16 protein-coding genes are annotated in these 17,250 nt (G+C 34.0%); 14 read left to right on the top strand and 2 right to left on the bottom strand.

Annotation, left to right across the window (positions count from 1 at the left end):
- The first annotated feature begins 32 nt into the window (after positions 1-32).
- Positions 33-983 carry an agmatinase family protein gene (locus NSQ54_17305; GenBank protein ID WYP26062.1) on the top strand — a complete coding sequence of 317 codons (951 nt, stop codon included), beginning with the start codon at positions 33-35 and terminating at the stop codon, positions 981-983.
- A 281-nt stretch (positions 984-1,264) separates the two neighbouring features.
- A complete protein-coding gene (locus tag NSQ54_17300) occupies positions 1,265-2,521 on the top strand; it encodes a peptidoglycan-binding protein (GenBank protein WYP26061.1) in 1,257 nt (418 codons plus the stop codon).
- Positions 2,522-3,709: 1,188 nt separating this feature from the next.
- Here NSQ54_17300 and NSQ54_17295 read toward each other — a convergent pair.
- Positions 3,710-4,504 carry a nucleotidyltransferase domain-containing protein gene (locus NSQ54_17295; protein WYP26060.1) on the bottom strand — a complete coding sequence of 265 codons (795 nt, stop codon included), beginning with the start codon at positions 4,502-4,504 and terminating at the stop codon, positions 3,710-3,712.
- 486 nt (positions 4,505-4,990) lie between these two features.
- The gene (locus NSQ54_17290) at positions 4,991-5,893 is read right to left on the bottom strand and encodes an LCP family protein (GenBank protein ID WYP26059.1); all 903 of its coding nucleotides are present in this window, start codon (positions 5,891-5,893) and stop codon (positions 4,991-4,993) included.
- A gap of 184 nt (positions 5,894-6,077) precedes the next feature.
- Between NSQ54_17290 and NSQ54_17285 the strand changes: the two genes are divergently transcribed.
- The 12 genes from NSQ54_17285 to rfbC all read left to right on the top strand — a co-directional run bounded on the left by NSQ54_17285 (position 6,078) and on the right by rfbC (position 17,248).
- Positions 6,078-6,785: a Wzz/FepE/Etk N-terminal domain-containing protein gene (locus tag NSQ54_17285; protein ID WYP26058.1), complete on the top strand. Its 708-nt coding sequence runs from the start codon at positions 6,078-6,080 to the stop codon at positions 6,783-6,785.
- 18 nt (positions 6,786-6,803) lie between these two features.
- Complete coding sequence (locus NSQ54_17280; protein ID WYP26057.1) at positions 6,804-7,511, top strand: CpsD/CapB family tyrosine-protein kinase; 708 nt, start codon at positions 6,804-6,806, stop codon at positions 7,509-7,511.
- Positions 7,512-7,535: 24 nt separating this feature from the next.
- Positions 7,536-8,312 (top strand): CpsB/CapC family capsule biosynthesis tyrosine phosphatase, encoded by a 777-nt coding sequence (locus NSQ54_17275; GenBank protein WYP26056.1) that lies wholly within the window; start codon positions 7,536-7,538, stop codon positions 8,310-8,312.
- Positions 8,313-8,733: 421 nt separating this feature from the next.
- A complete protein-coding gene (locus NSQ54_17270) occupies positions 8,734-9,348 on the top strand; it encodes a sugar transferase (protein WYP28583.1) in 615 nt (204 codons plus the stop codon).
- Positions 9,349-9,381: 33 nt separating this feature from the next.
- Complete coding sequence (locus NSQ54_17265; protein WYP26055.1) at positions 9,382-10,668, top strand: flippase; 1,287 nt, start codon at positions 9,382-9,384, stop codon at positions 10,666-10,668.
- A gap of 21 nt (positions 10,669-10,689) precedes the next feature.
- Entirely contained in the window at positions 10,690-11,790 is a 1,101-nt protein-coding gene (locus NSQ54_17260; GenBank protein WYP26054.1) for a phosphotransferase, read from the top strand.
- 13 nt (positions 11,791-11,803) lie between these two features.
- Positions 11,804-13,006, top strand: coding sequence for an O-antigen polymerase (locus NSQ54_17255; protein WYP26053.1), 1,203 nt, complete (start codon positions 11,804-11,806; stop codon positions 13,004-13,006).
- Positions 13,007-13,034: 28 nt separating this feature from the next.
- On the top strand, positions 13,035-13,901 hold the full coding sequence (locus NSQ54_17250; GenBank protein ID WYP26052.1) for a glycosyltransferase: 867 nt from the start codon (positions 13,035-13,037) through the stop codon (positions 13,899-13,901).
- Positions 13,894-14,862, top strand: coding sequence for a glycosyltransferase family 2 protein (locus NSQ54_17245; protein WYP26051.1), 969 nt, complete (start codon positions 13,894-13,896; stop codon positions 14,860-14,862). The genes NSQ54_17250 and NSQ54_17245 overlap by 8 nt, the downstream gene beginning before the upstream one ends.
- The gene (locus NSQ54_17240) at positions 14,863-15,795 is read left to right on the top strand and encodes a glycosyltransferase (GenBank protein ID WYP26050.1); all 933 of its coding nucleotides are present in this window, start codon (positions 14,863-14,865) and stop codon (positions 15,793-15,795) included. It begins immediately after the preceding gene.
- Complete coding sequence (gene rfbA, locus NSQ54_17235; GenBank protein WYP26049.1) at positions 15,792-16,694, top strand: glucose-1-phosphate thymidylyltransferase RfbA; 903 nt, start codon at positions 15,792-15,794, stop codon at positions 16,692-16,694. The genes NSQ54_17240 and rfbA overlap by 4 nt, the downstream gene beginning before the upstream one ends.
- A complete protein-coding gene (rfbC, locus tag NSQ54_17230; GenBank protein WYP26048.1) occupies positions 16,691-17,248 on the top strand; it encodes a dTDP-4-dehydrorhamnose 3,5-epimerase in 558 nt (185 codons plus the stop codon). Before rfbA ends, rfbC begins: the two co-directional genes overlap by 4 nt.
- Positions 17,249-17,250 lie beyond the last annotated feature (2 nt).

Below are 17,250 nucleotides of genomic sequence, written 5' to 3'. Positions count from 1 at the left end.
TGAGCAAAGAGTTTGTAGGAAAGGATGAGTGGATGTCTACCAACAATTCAATGCTGTATGGAAATACCCCGCCCTTTCTCGGAGCGATTAATGGAACAACCGATTCCTATGAAAAGGCGGATGTTCTGATTTATGGTGTGCCATGGGAAGGTGCTGTCACCTGGGGAGATTACACAGGCTGTGAGCTCGGACCTAAAGTGATGCGCTTATGTTCTGGGCGTTACTCAGGGTATTTACCGGAGCTCGATCACATCGATGTGTTTGAGCACTTAACTCTAGCAGATCTAGGGGACGTAGATGTCGTTCCAGCCGACGTAGATGAGACGATGAACCGTATTGCGAAGTTTGCAAAGGATGTCTGGAAAACAAAGGCGTTTCCAATCGCACTTGGAGGCGATCATGGGATTACCTATCCAATCGTGCGTGGCTTAACTGAAGCATACCCTGATAAGAAAATCGGTATTTTACACCTAGATACGCATTACGATAATATGCCTCACCATGAAGGCGAAAAGTACGCTCGCTCTACACCATTTGCTAGATTATATGAGCTGGATGGCGTAGTGAATGAGAGCTTGATTCACACAGGAATTCACGGACCGCGTAATAAGCCTGCGACCGGACGTTATGCGAAAGAAGCCGGGGCCAAAACGGTGACTGTGAACCAGATTCGTGAAGCGACTGACCTACGAGAGTTCGCGGGTGAATTATATGACATGGCTAGTGCCAATGTCGATTTAGTATACCTATCTATTTGCAGTGATGTATTAGATGTGGCCTTTAATCCCGGAGGACCCGCCGACGTAAATGGTCTCACAAGCTATGAATTACTGACTCTTGTCTATGAATTTGCATCAAGAGGACTTGTTGGAATGGATTTTGTTGAAGTCTACCCTCAGCAGGACGCAAACGATATTTCCTCACATTTTGCCTCAACCCTTGCGCTTTATGCACTGGCAGGACACATCAATTATAAAAAATAAATAAAGATAAGCGCGATGACCCCCACGCTTGGGGGATTTTTTGTGTGTCTCTACTTCTTTTAATCCCTGTCATGAACGCTCTCGTTACGTTCAAAATGTAATATTACAGTTTCGTTACAATGATAGATTAGAAGACAAAATTCGTGTAAAATTTAGTTTATATTCGAGTTATATCCCTTATTTTGTAAGATTATTATGCGGGAATAAATAGGACTTTAGACGCATTAGACTCACGCAGCCGAAACATACCACATAAACTAGAGATAGAGGAGGTTCTTTTTTTGAACCAAGCAACTAAGATGAAAAAGGCCGTATTAACAACAACTGTCGCTACAGGAATCGTACTTGCCGCTCCAACCATCGCAGACGCAGCACTAGGAGATCAGACACTTCGCCAAGGGATGAGTCACTCAGACGTTACTCAGCTTCAAGACGAGCTGAAGTCAAAAGGTTTCTTTACATACGAAAAATCAACTGGATACTACGGAACGATCACAACAGACGCTGTTCGTAAGTTCCAACAAGCAAACGGATTATCCGCAGATGGAATTGCTGGACCGAAAACAATCGGTGCACTTAAAGGCGGATCATCGTCTCAAAAAGCGACTTCATCGTCACAAGCATCAACAAATGTTTCCTACTCAGGCATTTTACGCGTAGGATCTAGTGGCAACCAAGTGAAACAATTACAATCACAATTACGTTCTGCTGGATTCTTAAACAAAGAACCTAACGGACAATACGACAACACAACAAAAGACGCAGTCATCTCATTCCAACGTAGCAAGAACCTACAAGTAGACGGAATTGCAGGTCCAAAAACATTTGCAGCACTAAATAACACAGGTGGCTCAAAAGCACCAGCACCATCAAACCAAACAACAAAGAACACCAACTCAAGCCCATCTGCAACATCAAGCATCCTACGTGTTGGAAGCAGAGGAGCTGCGGTAACTGAGCTTCAATCGCAACTACGCTCCGTTGGCGTGTTCAACCAGAATCCAACAGGCTACTACGGAAATGACACACGCGACGCCGTGCGTAAATTCCAAAGTGCCAATGGGCTGACAGCAGACGGAATTGCAGGTCCAAAAACATTCGCGAAACTAGGACAAGGCTCAACATACAAGCCAAACACTGAAGTGAAAAGTGAAACAGTAAGCAACAACAATAACTCAGGTGCAACCGTTACAAACATCGTAGCCGAAGCTTCTAAGCACATCGGCGTACCATATAAATGGGGCGGTGGCTCACCATCTGGATTTGACTGCAGCGGATTCATCCAATATGTCTTCAAACAACAAGGCATCTCAGTCCCAAGAACCGCAGCATCACAATACAGCGCCGGAAAAAGCGTATCCTCCCTACAAGTGGGAGACGTCGTCTTTTTCGAAACATACAAAGCCGGCCCATCACACAACGGAATCTACATCGGAAACAACCAGTTCATCCACTCCGGATCTAGCTCAGGCGTAACGATCACAAGCATGGACAACAGCTACTGGAAACCACGCTACATCGGTGCAAAACGCTTTTAATTAAACGTTTATTTAAACCCCCTCTGACCGTGTCGGAGGGGGTTTTTGCGTGTGGGGGCGAGGGGATCTTGGTAAAGAGGACAAAGCTCTTGCTAAGGCGGAGAGAGTTCTTGATATGAGGCGCTGGAGTCTTGGTAACAGAGGTCCGATCTTGCTAACAGACGCTCCGACCTTGGTAACGTACCCTGCATCTTAATAGAACTCGCTCCAGGCTTACTAAAACCTCTATTCCTCTTACTAAAGCTTCTCTCAGCTTGGTAACACACTCAAAGTTCTTGCTCCGAGCCCAGTTCTTCTTGAATAACTCCACAACCTTCAATGCGGTTATAAAAATGTTCATTTTTATTCCTTATTTCATTGAACTTAAAAACAAAACCTACTTAAGAAATTCAAACAATTAACACGCAATCTTAACAAAGAGTCAGTTGAACATATGGTTACTGAAGGATAATGTTAGATGCAAATAATTGAAATAGAGGTGAGCTTACAAATTGAGCATGATGGAGGCAGTAGATCCTTTTCTAATGCAATTATATATTGTTCCATCGGTTGTTATTGGAATAGGGGTGCTCGTATCAATTCTTCTCAAAAAGATGTGGGTTGCTCCTATCGTAACGATACTTCTAAATCTACTGTATGAAACTTGGTATAGCAGATATTATTACCCTGGAAGTGACATCGGCTTCACCTCTTGGAATGTTATACTTCCTCTGTGTTCACTTGTTATTTCTGTGGTCATTATTTTGTGCTGGCCCAGAAAAGCTCAGGAGGACTAAACCTGAGAGAGTGGGGGGAGGGGCGTCTTAGTAAAGAGAGCAACCCTCTCAATTCCAGTTCTCCGTGAATACCCCCACAAACTCCAATGCAGTGATAAAAATGTTCATTTTTATTCCTTATTTCTTTTAAACTCGAATTCACTTAAAACACGAAAACCAATCTGGTGCGCTCACCAGATTGGTTTAATGTTAAAGGAAATAGGTGTATATGATAGCCCCGCTGATTACCCCGAGCGTACTTGCAATGAACATCTTTTTCTGAGATGGAGCTTTTGGGTTCTTAATCTTTTTCGGATCGTCCATGACAAACACATCCTTTTTATTTACACCTTACCCTTTATGAACCAACTAAAACGCGAAAAAAGAAAGGTAAGCACTATTGCATTCGAGCTCGCATACAATACGAACAACTCTAAACAACCATCCCCATCACCCGATCCATCATCTCACTTTCCTCATCAATCCCAACACACGCACACAAACTCCGGTGCACAGTCTTAAACTCATCAAACATCATCCGCACCTTACTCAACATATCCTCAGCATCTCGCCTTCCATCCCACTCGGCCAAGAACACAAGTTGCCACTCATCTAATTGACTCCGCGCACCTTCATACTTGGCCCAATCTCCAAGTGTATTCGGCTGGATTCTCTTATCCATACACCAGGCTGTCACTACAATCATTCGTAAGTAATTCAGACAGTTGAGAGCATAATTCCACTCACCACGTCTCGCACGTCGATAGACCTCATGAGAATGGGCGAGAAACTTCGTTCGCAATACTATGACTTCCTCAACACTCGGCTCATACCGCAGTTTCCTCGACTCTGCAACGAGCTCATGTAAAAATCCACCCCGATCCAACAAAACCTTAACGTTCTGAAGCCATACCGAGGCCACAAGATCCCGTGTTCGATAATAAAACGAATCTACCTTTAAAAAAGAATCATAGTGAGCCACACTATAATTCGTACAAGGCAGATCCTCAAAAAAGAGCACATCTCCCCAACATTTAGCTCGCACTCGTTTAGCCAATCGATAGCGTTCATAATGCTCATCACTCACAACAATACGCACATCAATGTCAGAATAGATGTCTGTAGTCTTCGTTCCAATCGACCCTCCATAAAAGACGCCAATTATGCGTTTATCCTGAAGTAAGTCACCCTCAATTCTTTGTTGCAAGGCTAAGCGTTGTTTAGGCAAATCCTGATCTCTTAGTAAATAGCTAGAGTTGAATCCCACACATACAAAAATCACTCCTCAAAAAGTCGTTCAAAACAACTTCTCTATCAATCGTCAAATTCCTCCCACCCACAGTTAGCGTTTACCTTTTGAGATTCAGGGTAAAATATCACAAGATCTTAAGAAATTTCACACCCTGACTCAACAAAGGATTTTGCCAATTCATGTAGAATAAGATAAGTATTCTTTACGGTCTATTAAATATTAATAAAAGAGGGTGTAATAAAGATGAAATTAAAAGCATGGTTTAAATGTAAATTTCAAAAGAAGCACAAATATAGTTATTACACCGATGAGTGTATTATTTGTGGGAAAAAACGAAGAGGTAGTGAGGTTCCAAATTAATAGGAGTTCAGCCGCCTTAACAATTAAAGTGTAAAAAACAACATGTTACTCACTATACAACAACCCCCCCTGTAGTACTAGCTACAGGGGGGTTCATGTTCATTAATCTAGTTCTAAATGCTCGCGTAACTCTTTACTAATATCTGCGATCGTTTCATCACTTAAGACAACATAAGATAAACCATCAATAGTAGGGGTAGTATAATCAAATTCAAGCTGGTCAATAGTACCTAACGCATTACGATAATTGTTTTGTAAAGTCCACATATCATCCAATGACATATCAGTCTTAACAGAACCACCAACAACATTTAGCATGTCGCCTGCTTTTGTAATTGAACTAAATTGTGCAGCTTCTTTAATAACAGCTTCAACAATCTCTCGTTGGCGTGCGGCACGTCCAAAATCCCCGCGAGGATCTTCTTTTCTCATACGCGTATACGCTAAAGCTTCTTCGCCGTTAAGGAATTGTGGGCCCTCTGTAAAACTATATCCTTCCCAACTAAACGCTAGATCGCTATTAACCGAAACTCCGCCAAGTGCGTCAATAAGCTCTTTAAAACCTTCCATATTAATTGTTACATAGTGATCAATATTAACATTAAATAAGTTCTCAACTGAATCCATGGCCATGGCTGGTCCACCGTAGGCATAAGCATGAGTAATCTTTTCAATTGTTCCTTTTCCAACGATTTCAGTTCGCGTATCTCGAGGAACACTTAACATTTTTATGGAATTTAATTTTGGATTTACAGTCACCAGGATCATTGTGTCTGAACGACCTGACAAATTATCCCCCCGTGCATCAATTCCAGCAATGAGAAAGGAGACAGGATCTGAGTTTTCGATGTTTACATCACGAGTGGAGAGTTGGCGACCACTAATTGGCTCATGAATTGCATTAGCAGTGTCGCGAATTGAATCATAAACGTAATAAGTAAAGCCAACACCTGCTAAAAACAGTACACTAACAACAATTATCGCAATCTTAAAACCTTTTTTCATAAAATAATAACGCCCTTCTTTGAAGTTTTATAGGACTTAAGACCCCTGAGGCACAATACTTTCATTAGTATATGAAATAAATTACAGATACACAAGCAAAATTTAATCGTAAAGCTCCAGTAAACTATGATATAATCCAATTTAGTTAGAGAAAGTTACTTAATTTAGGGGGTCTTCAAAACGAATGGAAGAAACAACTAGTCTAAAAGATATACTTTATACACTTAAGGGGCAATTTAAATTACTTATATTATTACCAGTTATAGCAATAGCTTTTACTGCAATAGTTAGCTTTTTTTTATTAACACCTAAGTATCAAAGTGATACACAATTACTAATTTCTCAAACTAATGGTGGGTTAGATCAGGCATTTACTCAAACAGAAATTAGAACAAACATTGAGCTAATAAATACATATAATGAAATTATTAAAAATGCTCGGATATTAGAACCGGTAATATTAGAAACTAATGTTGATCTAACTACTAGCCAACTTGATAAAATGATTACTGTTAGTACAGCTAATGAATCTCAGGTTATTAAAATATCTGTTGAAGACACATCGCCTGAACAAGCTGTTCTGTTAGCAAATACTATTGCACAGGTTTTTGAATCTGAGATACCTGAAATCATGAATGTTGATAATGTTAATATACTATCTCCAGCTAAGATTGACGAAAGTCTTTCTCCTATAAGTCCAAATCCTTATCTAAATATGGCCATTGCTGCGGTAGTAGGGCTGATGCTTTCAATAGCAGTTGTATTTATATTAGAATATCTTGATACAACAATAAAGACCGAAAAGGATATAGAGGAAGCTTTAAAATTACCGTTACTAGGGTCCGTCTCCAATATGGATACCATGCAAGAAAGCACTAAGAAATACACATAGAAAGTTGGATAAATTCACATGACACGTTCTAGGCAAAAAGTGCAAAAAAAAACAAATTCAAGAAATAAAACTCAACGGCATTTAATAGCTGATCTTCATAAACACTCACCCATTTCGGAGCAATATAGAACAATTCGTACAAATATTGAGTTCTCATCTGTAGACAAGGAACTAAGAAGTTTTGTAGTAACATCGGCAGGACCTGGAGAAGGGAAGTCAACTAGTGTCGCTAACTTAGCCATTGTGATGGCTCAAAATGGGAATACAGTTCTGATTGTTGACGCAGATATGAGAAGGCCAACTGCACACTATACATTTAATTTAGCCAACACACGTGGGTTAACTAATGTATTATCTAAACAAAGTTTGCTAGAAGAAACTGTACAAAAAACAAATATTAATAATTTGTCAATATTAACATGTGGTCCTATACCTCCTAATCCAGCTGAGTTGTTGAATTCTCAAATGATGGAAATAATGATGAAAGAAGCACTTGCGCAGTTTGATATAGTATTTTTTGATGCTCCTCCAGTAATGGCAGTTACAGATGCCCAGTTATTAGCGAACAAAGTGGATGGTACAATTTTAGTTACATCAAGTGGTAAAACAGATAAGGAAGAAATAATTAAAACTAAAGAGCTTCTCGATAAAACAAAAGCAAATATACTTGGCGTGATACTTAACAATAAGCCTGTAGATGAAAAAAGCTATTACTATTATTCTTAGAATATTTAAAAGGAGATTTTAAGTATGATTGATATTCATTGTCACATCCTTCCTGGCTTAGATGATGGATCTGTATCACTTGACAATAGTATCGAGATGTCTCTTAAAGCTGTTGAGGAAGGGATAACTACGATAATCGCTACACCACACTATGCAAATCCATATTTTGATACAACGTTAGAGCAAATGATCTCGGGAGTAAAGACTTTAAATGAAGCCCTTGACTCTAAAAATATCCCTCTAACCATAAAACCAGGTCAGGAAATTCGAATATTTGGAGATTTAATTGATGATCTTAATCTTGGTCGTTCTATTCCATTAACAGGTGAAGGAAGGTATATATTAGTAGAATTCCCGACTACCTCGGTACCAGCTTATAGTGAAAGGTTGTTTTACGATTTAGCCTTAAAAGGCTATATTCCAGTTATAGCTCATCCAGAACGTAATAGTGTTTTTTTGAATAAACCTGAAATGCTTTACGAATTTGTGAAAAACGGTGCAATTGCGCAGATTACGACTTCTAGCGTAACTGGAGATTTTGGTTCAAGTATAAAAAAATTTACGAATAGGCTTATTGAAGCTAATTTAGTACATGTTCTTGCTTCCGATGCACATAATCTCAAAGCCCGCACTTTTCGTATGAAAGAAGCGCTAGAGCTAATAAAAAAAGATCATGGCAATAATTCTTTCTATTATTTTCAAGAGAATGCAGAAAATATTTATAAAGATAAAAATTTAATAATGTATCCGCCTGAATATATTGAAAAAGAAAAAAAGAGACTGTTTACATTTTTTCGTTAAAAAAGAAGCTCTCTAGTTATTAACTAGGAGCTAATTTTTTGAGTGTTTATAAAAATAATTTGAAATAAAAAAAGATATTGGGAAACTTATCGATTTCTAGCTTTATATGTAGTAATATTGAATTACTAATTGGAATTACTTACATGTACATACTCTTGATAAATACTATACTTTATTTACTTTAATGTTTCTTTACTCTTAAAAAGATAATATTTTTTGAGCTGTACTGAATATTACATAAATGTAACCACCGTAAAATAAAGTTAAAATGGTCTTTGAAATTTATACTTTTAGAATCAATAAATTCAGGTTCTTTAGTTTAATTATTAGCTATTAAATTTTTTAAGGAGAGTTCTAATTGAAAGAATCACAATTCGAAAAAGTTCAGAATCCTAAAAATAAAAAAACAAACGAGTTAGAAATTAATGATTCAATAAGTTATTTGTTGGTTAAAAGATTAGTAGATATTTTCGGGTCATTAACCGGACTACTAATGTTTTTACCGCTTTTTTTTATTTTAGCGGTAATGATAAAGGTTGAAGATCCAAAAGGACCTATTTTTTTTAAACAAGTTAGAGTCGGTAAAGATGGGAAAAAATTTAACATGTACAAATTTCGATCAATGATTACAAATGCTGAAGATATGTTAAAAGATTTACTTGATAAAAATGAAGTGAGTGGATTAATGTTTAAGATGAAAGATGATCCTCGAATTACAAGAGTAGGGAAATTTATTAGAAAAACAAGTATAGATGAAATCCCCCAATTATTTAATGTCTTAAAAGGTGATATGAGCTTGGTTGGACCAAGGCCACCTTTAATGAGAGAAGTTAAAGAATACAGTAATTATCATAAACAACGTTTATTAGTGACACCAGGGTGCACAGGCATATGGCAAGTCAGTGCTAGAAATGAAGTGGGGTTTGATCAAATGGTTGAAATGGACCTTGAGTATATGAAGTGTAGGTCTTTAGTTTTTGACGTAAAATTAATAATATCAACTGTTCTAGTTATGATAAATTCAAAAGCATATTAATTTTAAAGATTTTTTAGAAGAAGGTTGGTTATTTTGTCAAATAAATTTATTAATAAAGATTTGATAAACATTGTTTTTTCTTTTGGTTTTAAAATAATTGGGGCAGTTTTGGGTTTTACAATTAGTGTTGTTTTGGCTAGGCAGTTAGGAGCAAGCGGAATAGGAGTATACAATCTATCTATTTCGATTACAGCATTAAGTATTGTAATTACTAAGTTTGGTTTAGATAATGCTTTATTAAGGTTTATAGCAGAGGGTTATTCTAATAAAAATTGGGCAGGTATTAAAGGTCTTCATAATCAAAGTTTGAGAATTTCTATAACAATTGGTTTAGTTGCAACTGTGTTAATTATTTTGAATGCGGGCTGGATATCTAAGTTTATTTTTGGAAATATAGCTCTTGAAACACCATTAAGAATAATGTCATTAGTTATTCTTCCTAACGCCTTGATCAATTTATATAGTGAGATTTATAAAGGCTTGGGGAAGGTTAAATTGGCGACCTTCTTACAAGGTGCATGCATTCCAATTGTGAATATATTATTATTGTTATCTTTATATAACAATATCACAGTTACTCTTGCTATATTAACTTATTTAAGTGCGAATTTAATAGTTATATTCACTTTATGGCTGGGTTGGATACGAATTACTTATCATGCTAAGGGTATAAAAGGTGTTTTTGATAGGGAAAAATTAGTTAGGACTAGCTTTCCACTGTTATGGGTTTCATCAATGAGTCTGATTATTGATACAATGGATACAATAATGATTGGATTATTATCAACTAGTGAAGAAGTTGGTATTTATAGTTCGGCTGCTAAAATAGCTTTTATGTCGAGTATGTTATTATATGCAGTTAATGGTGTTATAGGTCCAAAGTTTTCGGTGTTTTATAGCAAAGGTGAATTGAAAAAACTCCAAAGCTTATCCCGTAAGATTACTGGATTAACTGCCATGATCTCAATATTGATTGTAACAATATTATTCATTTTTAGAAATGAGATTATGTTATTGTTTGGTGATGAATTCATTTTAGGAACAACAGCATTCTCATTCTTAATATTGGGTCAGTTTTTTGCGCTAGCAACAGGCCCAGTAGGCAGTTTGCTTATAATGTCTGGTAATGAAAAATATTACAAAAGAAATGTTATGATGTGTGCGTTAATGAATTTGATATTAAACATTATTCTTATTCCTATATTAGGAATGAACGGTGCTGCGATTTCGACTGCGATTTCACTGTCAGCTAAAAATATATTATCTGTCATTTTTGTAAAAAAGAATTTAGGATTCTGGATGTTGCCTAGTTTACGATAAATCTTTATTTAGGAGTAAAAGATGTCAAAATCTAATAAGTTCTTTCATACCGTGAATAACCTATATATTAAAGAAAACTTAAAAATCTTTATATTACTTAAGATGCTTTACACTAAAGGAAATACTTTTAACTTCGGTAGAAAACCAATTAATAAAAAATGGAAGATCGTACCTTCTAGATTTATTAAATTTATAAGGATCACAAGAGTGATCTATAATTATTATAATAAAAGTTCTAGTGATTACATAGAAACTGCTGATGGGGAGAATTGTCATGTCGGCATAAAATTAAGAAAAGGTGGTTACAAATTATTCGATTTAAAGAAAAACGAGGTTTACACTTTCTATGAAACCGTATTTTCTTTTAATGAACAAAGAAATATCAATGTCCAAATTGATGACTTGAATATTACTCCACGAATAATTGAATCGAATCAGGCTAAGTTATTAATTGTTGAAGAATACATAAATGGAACTCAATTAAAACGACTCAATATTGATTGGCATCTTAGTAATGAGATTCTAATAAATGTGTTTGATACAGTTTTAAATTATCGAAAGAAAAAACAAGTAAACTATCAAGATTACATCCTAATGTTAGAAGATAGAAATAAAAATATTTTGAACAGAAAGAAATTCATTCAATATAAGACAAGTAATATATGTTATATGATAAGTGATTTATTAAATCAAGTTAAGGAAAACTACAAAAAAAATGTAGATGTAAATACAATAGATTTATATTTTACACATGGTGACCTATCAGAAGTTAATATGTTAATTGATCAAAATAATAAAATATACTTGATTGATTGGGAGACCATGGGTTTTAGGACTCAATTTTTTGATCTACTAACTTTATATTATAAAACACTTGAATTTGCTGATAGACCATCACATCAAAAATTTAAATTTGAACTAAGAAACTCAATGTCTAAATTGAGTGAGAAAAGAGGAATTAAAAATAAATTAAATTTAATTGAAATTGATTTATTTTTTAAACTAGAATTTATAACATTAATAATTGAAGAATTGGAAATTATAGAAGATAGTGATATATTTAAGGACAGGTTTGAACATTTAGAGAGGTGGATAGTTATTTTCAAAGAATATTCGATTTAAAAAAGGGGCTATGATGAAAAATCCATTTTATATTTATATATATGCTTTTGTTTTAGTAATTGTAGTTTATCAATTTAATTGGTCAAATAAATTTCCAGAGCTAAGTAGTGGTTTAATTTTATTTCTGTTATTTACCTTTATCGCCTCATTTGCAGTAGGTAAGTTTGTTGAAAAAAATAAATTAATTCAGTTCGAAAAATTATATATAAAAAATGACCGTTCATTACATACATTAACTATTATTATATATGCTGGTTACTTAATTGAATTTATATATCATCGGACAATTCCTTTAATTGATTTGTTTAGAGAAGGGGGAATCGTTTATGCTGAATTTGGGATTCCAACTTTTCACGTAATATTGGTAACATTTCATTCATTTGTATCTATTACAGTCTTTCATCTATGGCTTTCTGATAAGAAAAAGTATTATGCGTATATTTTTTTATTATTACTTATACCTTCTGTTTTAATTTTTAATCGTGGTATGATTATAATGATTTTGATTTGTTGTACTTATATTTTTATCTTAAGCCTCAAAAGGATGAAATTTAAAAATTTAATATCTTTGATATGTTTAGCACTTTTAGGATTATATATTTTTGGGTTAATGGGTAATTTACGTGTCAACGATGCGTATGGAGTTGAAGAGGATCCATTTAAGTCATCACTGATAATGTCTATCGGGGGGGCTGACAGCAAATTTGAATCTTCTATTATTCCCAATTCGTTTTTTTGGGGATACATTTACATATCTTCTCCTTTAGCTAATTTTCAATCTACAGTAAATGAGTCTTCAAATTCAAATAATGATATCAAAATTAAAGACTTTATTTCTTGGTATAATAATGAAATTTTATATGATTTTATAGGTAAAAGGTTAGCTGATGAGTATAGGATTGAAAGACCAGACGTTGTGCAAATTTCACCCGAATTAAATGTAGGTACTGTTTACTCAAGAAGTTATATATACTTAGAGTGGCTAGGTCCATTGTTAACCTTTAGTTTTTTAATCTTGAGCTCTTTTATTTATATAATAGTACTAAGAAGTATTAAATCTCCATTTTTTTTAATAGCAGTTTCTATTTATTCAACTATATTTCTTTTTAATACTTTCTCTAATATGATAAATTTTAGTGGGCTAAGTTTTCAATTAGCCTATCCACTAATATTAACATTCATTCCATCATTTAAAGGATTATTCTATGTAAGGTAAGAAAAAATATTTTGAAAGAAGGTCCGTTATGCTTGCTCTAATTATAGTAATGTATGAAATGAGATATGATCAATCTAATACGTTAAATTCATTAAATGAATTATATATAAAATTAACTGATGAGAGAAAAAAATTATTGAAAATTATAATAAAAGATAACTCAGTTGTTAGTAATAATGAATATGACTATAGAAATAAGATAAATTTTCCTTTTTTATACATTAATAAGAGCGAAAATGAGGGTTTAGCGGAATCGTATACTTATTGTGCAAAGCTTAGTAAAGAAAAATATCAAAAGGATTGGGTAGTTCTATTAGATCAAGACACTTGTCTAGATATGAAATATTTAAATGAAGTTATTGATCAAATAGAAACACAAGGTAATAATGAAGATATTGTGGCACTCGTCCCAAAAATAAAAACAGCTTCTTATTATTTGTCACCTAGACATGTTAATATCTTTGGTTTGTTAAGACCGATAGATAGTCCTGGAAGTAGAATTTACAAAAAGAAAATTATGGCAATAAATTCAACTAGTGTAATACGCTTGAATTTCTTAGAAAGTATAGGCTATTTCAATAGTGAATTTCCTCTAGATTATCTCGATCATTGGTTCTATGAAAAAATTTATACTGAAGGAAGATCAGTGTTTATATTAGATTCGGTGCTAGAACATGAGTTATCACTAGATAATATGGATAGTGTTAGCGAAAATAGATATAGAAGTTATATTAACAGTGAGAATAAGTTTTATAGTAATGGTAAAACAAGAAAAGAATATTTAACTTATAAAGTAAAACTATTTGGTAGAATTATAAAGCTATTACTAGCTAAAAGATACAATTTTGCAAGATTAAATGTTTATTTGTTTTTAAAAGGAGAACTTCATGATTAAAATAGATATATTATTGGCAACTTATAATCCAAATCTAAATTATCTTAAAGAACAATTAATTAGTCTTAATAATCAAGACTTTCCTAATGTTGAATTAATAGTTGTAGACGATTGTTCTGATTTAGAAAAATATAAACAAATAGGTAATTTGCTTGAACATCATATACAAAATTTTAAATATTCGCTCTACAGAAATGAACTTAATCTAGGTAGCAATAAAACATTTGAATTACTAGTAAATAAATCGAATTCTAATTATGTTGCATTCTGCGATCAAGATGATATATGGAATGAAGATAAACTAACTAGACTATTGAATATAATTGAACATGATAATTCTACACTTGTGTATTCGGATCTTTCAATTATTGATAGTTTTGGTAACTTGATCCATGATAGTTTAAAAAAACAATCTAGAAGGATTAAGCATGTATATGGAAAAAATAGATCTAGTTCATTCGTTTTACGTAACTCGGTTACGGGTTGCTCTATGATAATGAAGTCTGAAATTGCTAAAGAAGCTATCCCTTTTCCCGAGAAAGAGTTATATGTTCATGATCATTGGTTGGCTTTAACGGCTTCACTTAAAGGTGAGATCTCTTATACACCCGTTCCTACAGTAAAGTATAGAATTCATGAAAATAATCAAGTAGGAGATAGTTTACTTTCTGGAATCAATAATTCAAATGATTATTTAGTTAAGAAAATGAATATTAATTTAGGAAGATTAGAATTTTTAAAGAAGTATGTTGAAAGATTAGGGACTAATAAAAAGTTTATAGAGTATTGGGAAAAACACTGCGAAACTAGATTGAATTATCAAAAGACTGGAGGGTTCGTGAATTTTGCAAAAATGTTAAAGATCTTTAATAAGGATCCTATGGTAATAGGATTTGAGATTTTACTACCCTGGATTCCTACTCAAATGCAAGAAAGTTTCTTTAAGAAGGTGAAAAACTAAGTGTTAGATAAAAATAATATAACTGTAATAATACCTTGTTATAATGGCTCAAAATATTTAGAGAAAAGTTTACCATTTTTGATTTCATACAATGTTCTAATAATTGATTCTTCATCCACTGATAATACTGATTCGATAGTAAGTAATTACGATAATGTCGATATAATAAGAATTGATAAGGCTGATTTTAATCACGGTAGCACTCGGAATTTAGGGTTGGAATACACTACCGCAAGAATAGTCGTATATCTTACACAGGATGCCATTCCAGTTGATGAGAATTCAATCTTTAATTTAGCAAAGAGTATTTGTAATAATGAAAACACATCAGTTGCATATGGACGCCAGATTCCGCATGATAATGCTAGTATATTTGGTGAGTTTGCTAGAAAATTCAATTACAAGAAAAATAGTGAACTTAGACAAAAATCAGACGCAGAAAAATATGGTATAAAAACAATTTTTAATAGCAACTCATTTGCAGCTTATGAGAAAGATGTACTAATAGAAGTTGGGGGATTTCCTTCAAATGTAATTTTGAGTGAAGATACCTTTGTAGCTGCTAAGATGTTGGATTTAGGTTATAAAATTGCTTACAATGCTGAGGCTAAAATTAAGCATTCGCATAATTATACTATTATGCAAGAATTTCGTAGATACTTTGATATAGGTGTATTTTATGGAAAAGAAAAATGGATTAAATCAGAATATTCATCTGCAGAAGGTGAGGGATTAAAATTTATAAAAAGCGAAATGAGTTATATTCTATCAAAGAAAAAAATTCATTTAATTCCTTTTAGTTTCATTAGGAATATTATGAAATATTTAGGTTATAGATTGGGGGTTAATGAGACTATCATACCTATTAGATTAAAAAGGAGAATAAGTATGCATAATTTTTATTGGAAAAACGAAAGGGTGACTGAGAATTGAAAGGTATAATATTAGCAGGTGGAAGTGGTACAAGACTTTATCCGTTAACTCGATCCGTATCAAAACAGTTATTACCAATATATGATAAACCTATGATCTATTATCCGTTATCTGTTTTAATGTTAGCGGGGATTAAAGAGATTCTCATTATCTCCACTCCAGAAGATACACCAAGATTTGAGCAATTATTAGGTGATGGTGAATCTTTAGGACTTACATTGAGTTATGCTGTACAACCAAGTCCGGATGGTCTTGCTCAAGCTTTTATTATTGGAGAAGATTTTATTGGTGATGACTCTGTAGCTTTGGTATTAGGTGATAATATTTATTATGGACATGGCTTTACTAAAATGCTTGAAAGAGCATCAAGTCGATCAACTGGTGCTACTGTTTTTGGCTATAATGTTAAAGATCCAGAACGTTTTGGCGTAGTGGAATTTGATCACAGTGGAAGAGCTATTTCTATTGAGGAAAAACCTAATCAGCCTAAGTCTTCGTACGCTGTAACAGGGCTATATTTTTATGATAATGATGTAGTAGATATTGCAAAGAATATTGTTCCATCTGAGCGAGGGGAGCTTGAAATTACTTCTGTTAATGAAGCTTATCTTCAAAGAGGTGACTTACATGTTGAACTTCTAGGACGTGGCTTTGCATGGCTGGATACTGGAACACATGAATCTTTGCTTGAGGCATCGACATTCATTGAAACGATTGAACAACGTCAGAGTTTAAAGGTCGCCTGTTTAGAAGAGATTGCATATCGTAAAGGATACATTTCGCGGGAACAACTCTTACACCTAGCAGAACCTTTGAAGAAAAATGAGTATGGGAAATATTTAATTAAACTTGCTGATCAAATAGAAGTAGATGTTTTAGTGGGGGGCTTAAAAGGATGAAAAAAGTTGAAACAAAGTTTGAAGATGCATTCCTTCTTGAGCCAAACGTATTTGGAGATCACCGTGGCTTCTTTATGGAGAGCTATAATAAGGATACATTCACCTCTTTGGGAATAGATATAGAGTTCATACAAGATAATCACTCATTATCTCAATTAGCTGGTACTTTAAGAGGATTACATTATCAACTTGCACCTAAGGCTCAAACCAAACTGGTTCGAGTTACTAGTGGAGCTATTTACGATGTGATTCTTGATATTCGTAAGGGGTCACCTACATACGGTCAATGGGAAGGGTTTATATTAACTTCTGAAAATAAACGACAATTACTAGTACCAAAAGGATTTGCACATGGTTTTTGTACATTGACACCTGATACAGAAGTACAATATAAAGTTGATGAATTATATTCCCAAGAACACGATCGTGGTATTGCTTGGGATGATCAAAACTTAAATATTGACTGGCCAGTTTCAGAGCCAATCTTATCAGATAAAGATAGCAAACACCCTTTGTTTAAAAATGCAGATAATAACTTCGAGATAGGGGAATAAGT

This window comes from Alkalihalobacillus sp. FSL W8-0930 (assembly GCA_037965595.1).
Classification (GTDB): domain Bacteria; phylum Bacillota; class Bacilli; order Bacillales; family Bacillaceae_D; genus Alkalicoccobacillus.
The sequence above is the reverse complement of the archived record's forward strand: the minus strand, read 5'-3'. Positions and strand labels throughout refer to the sequence as shown.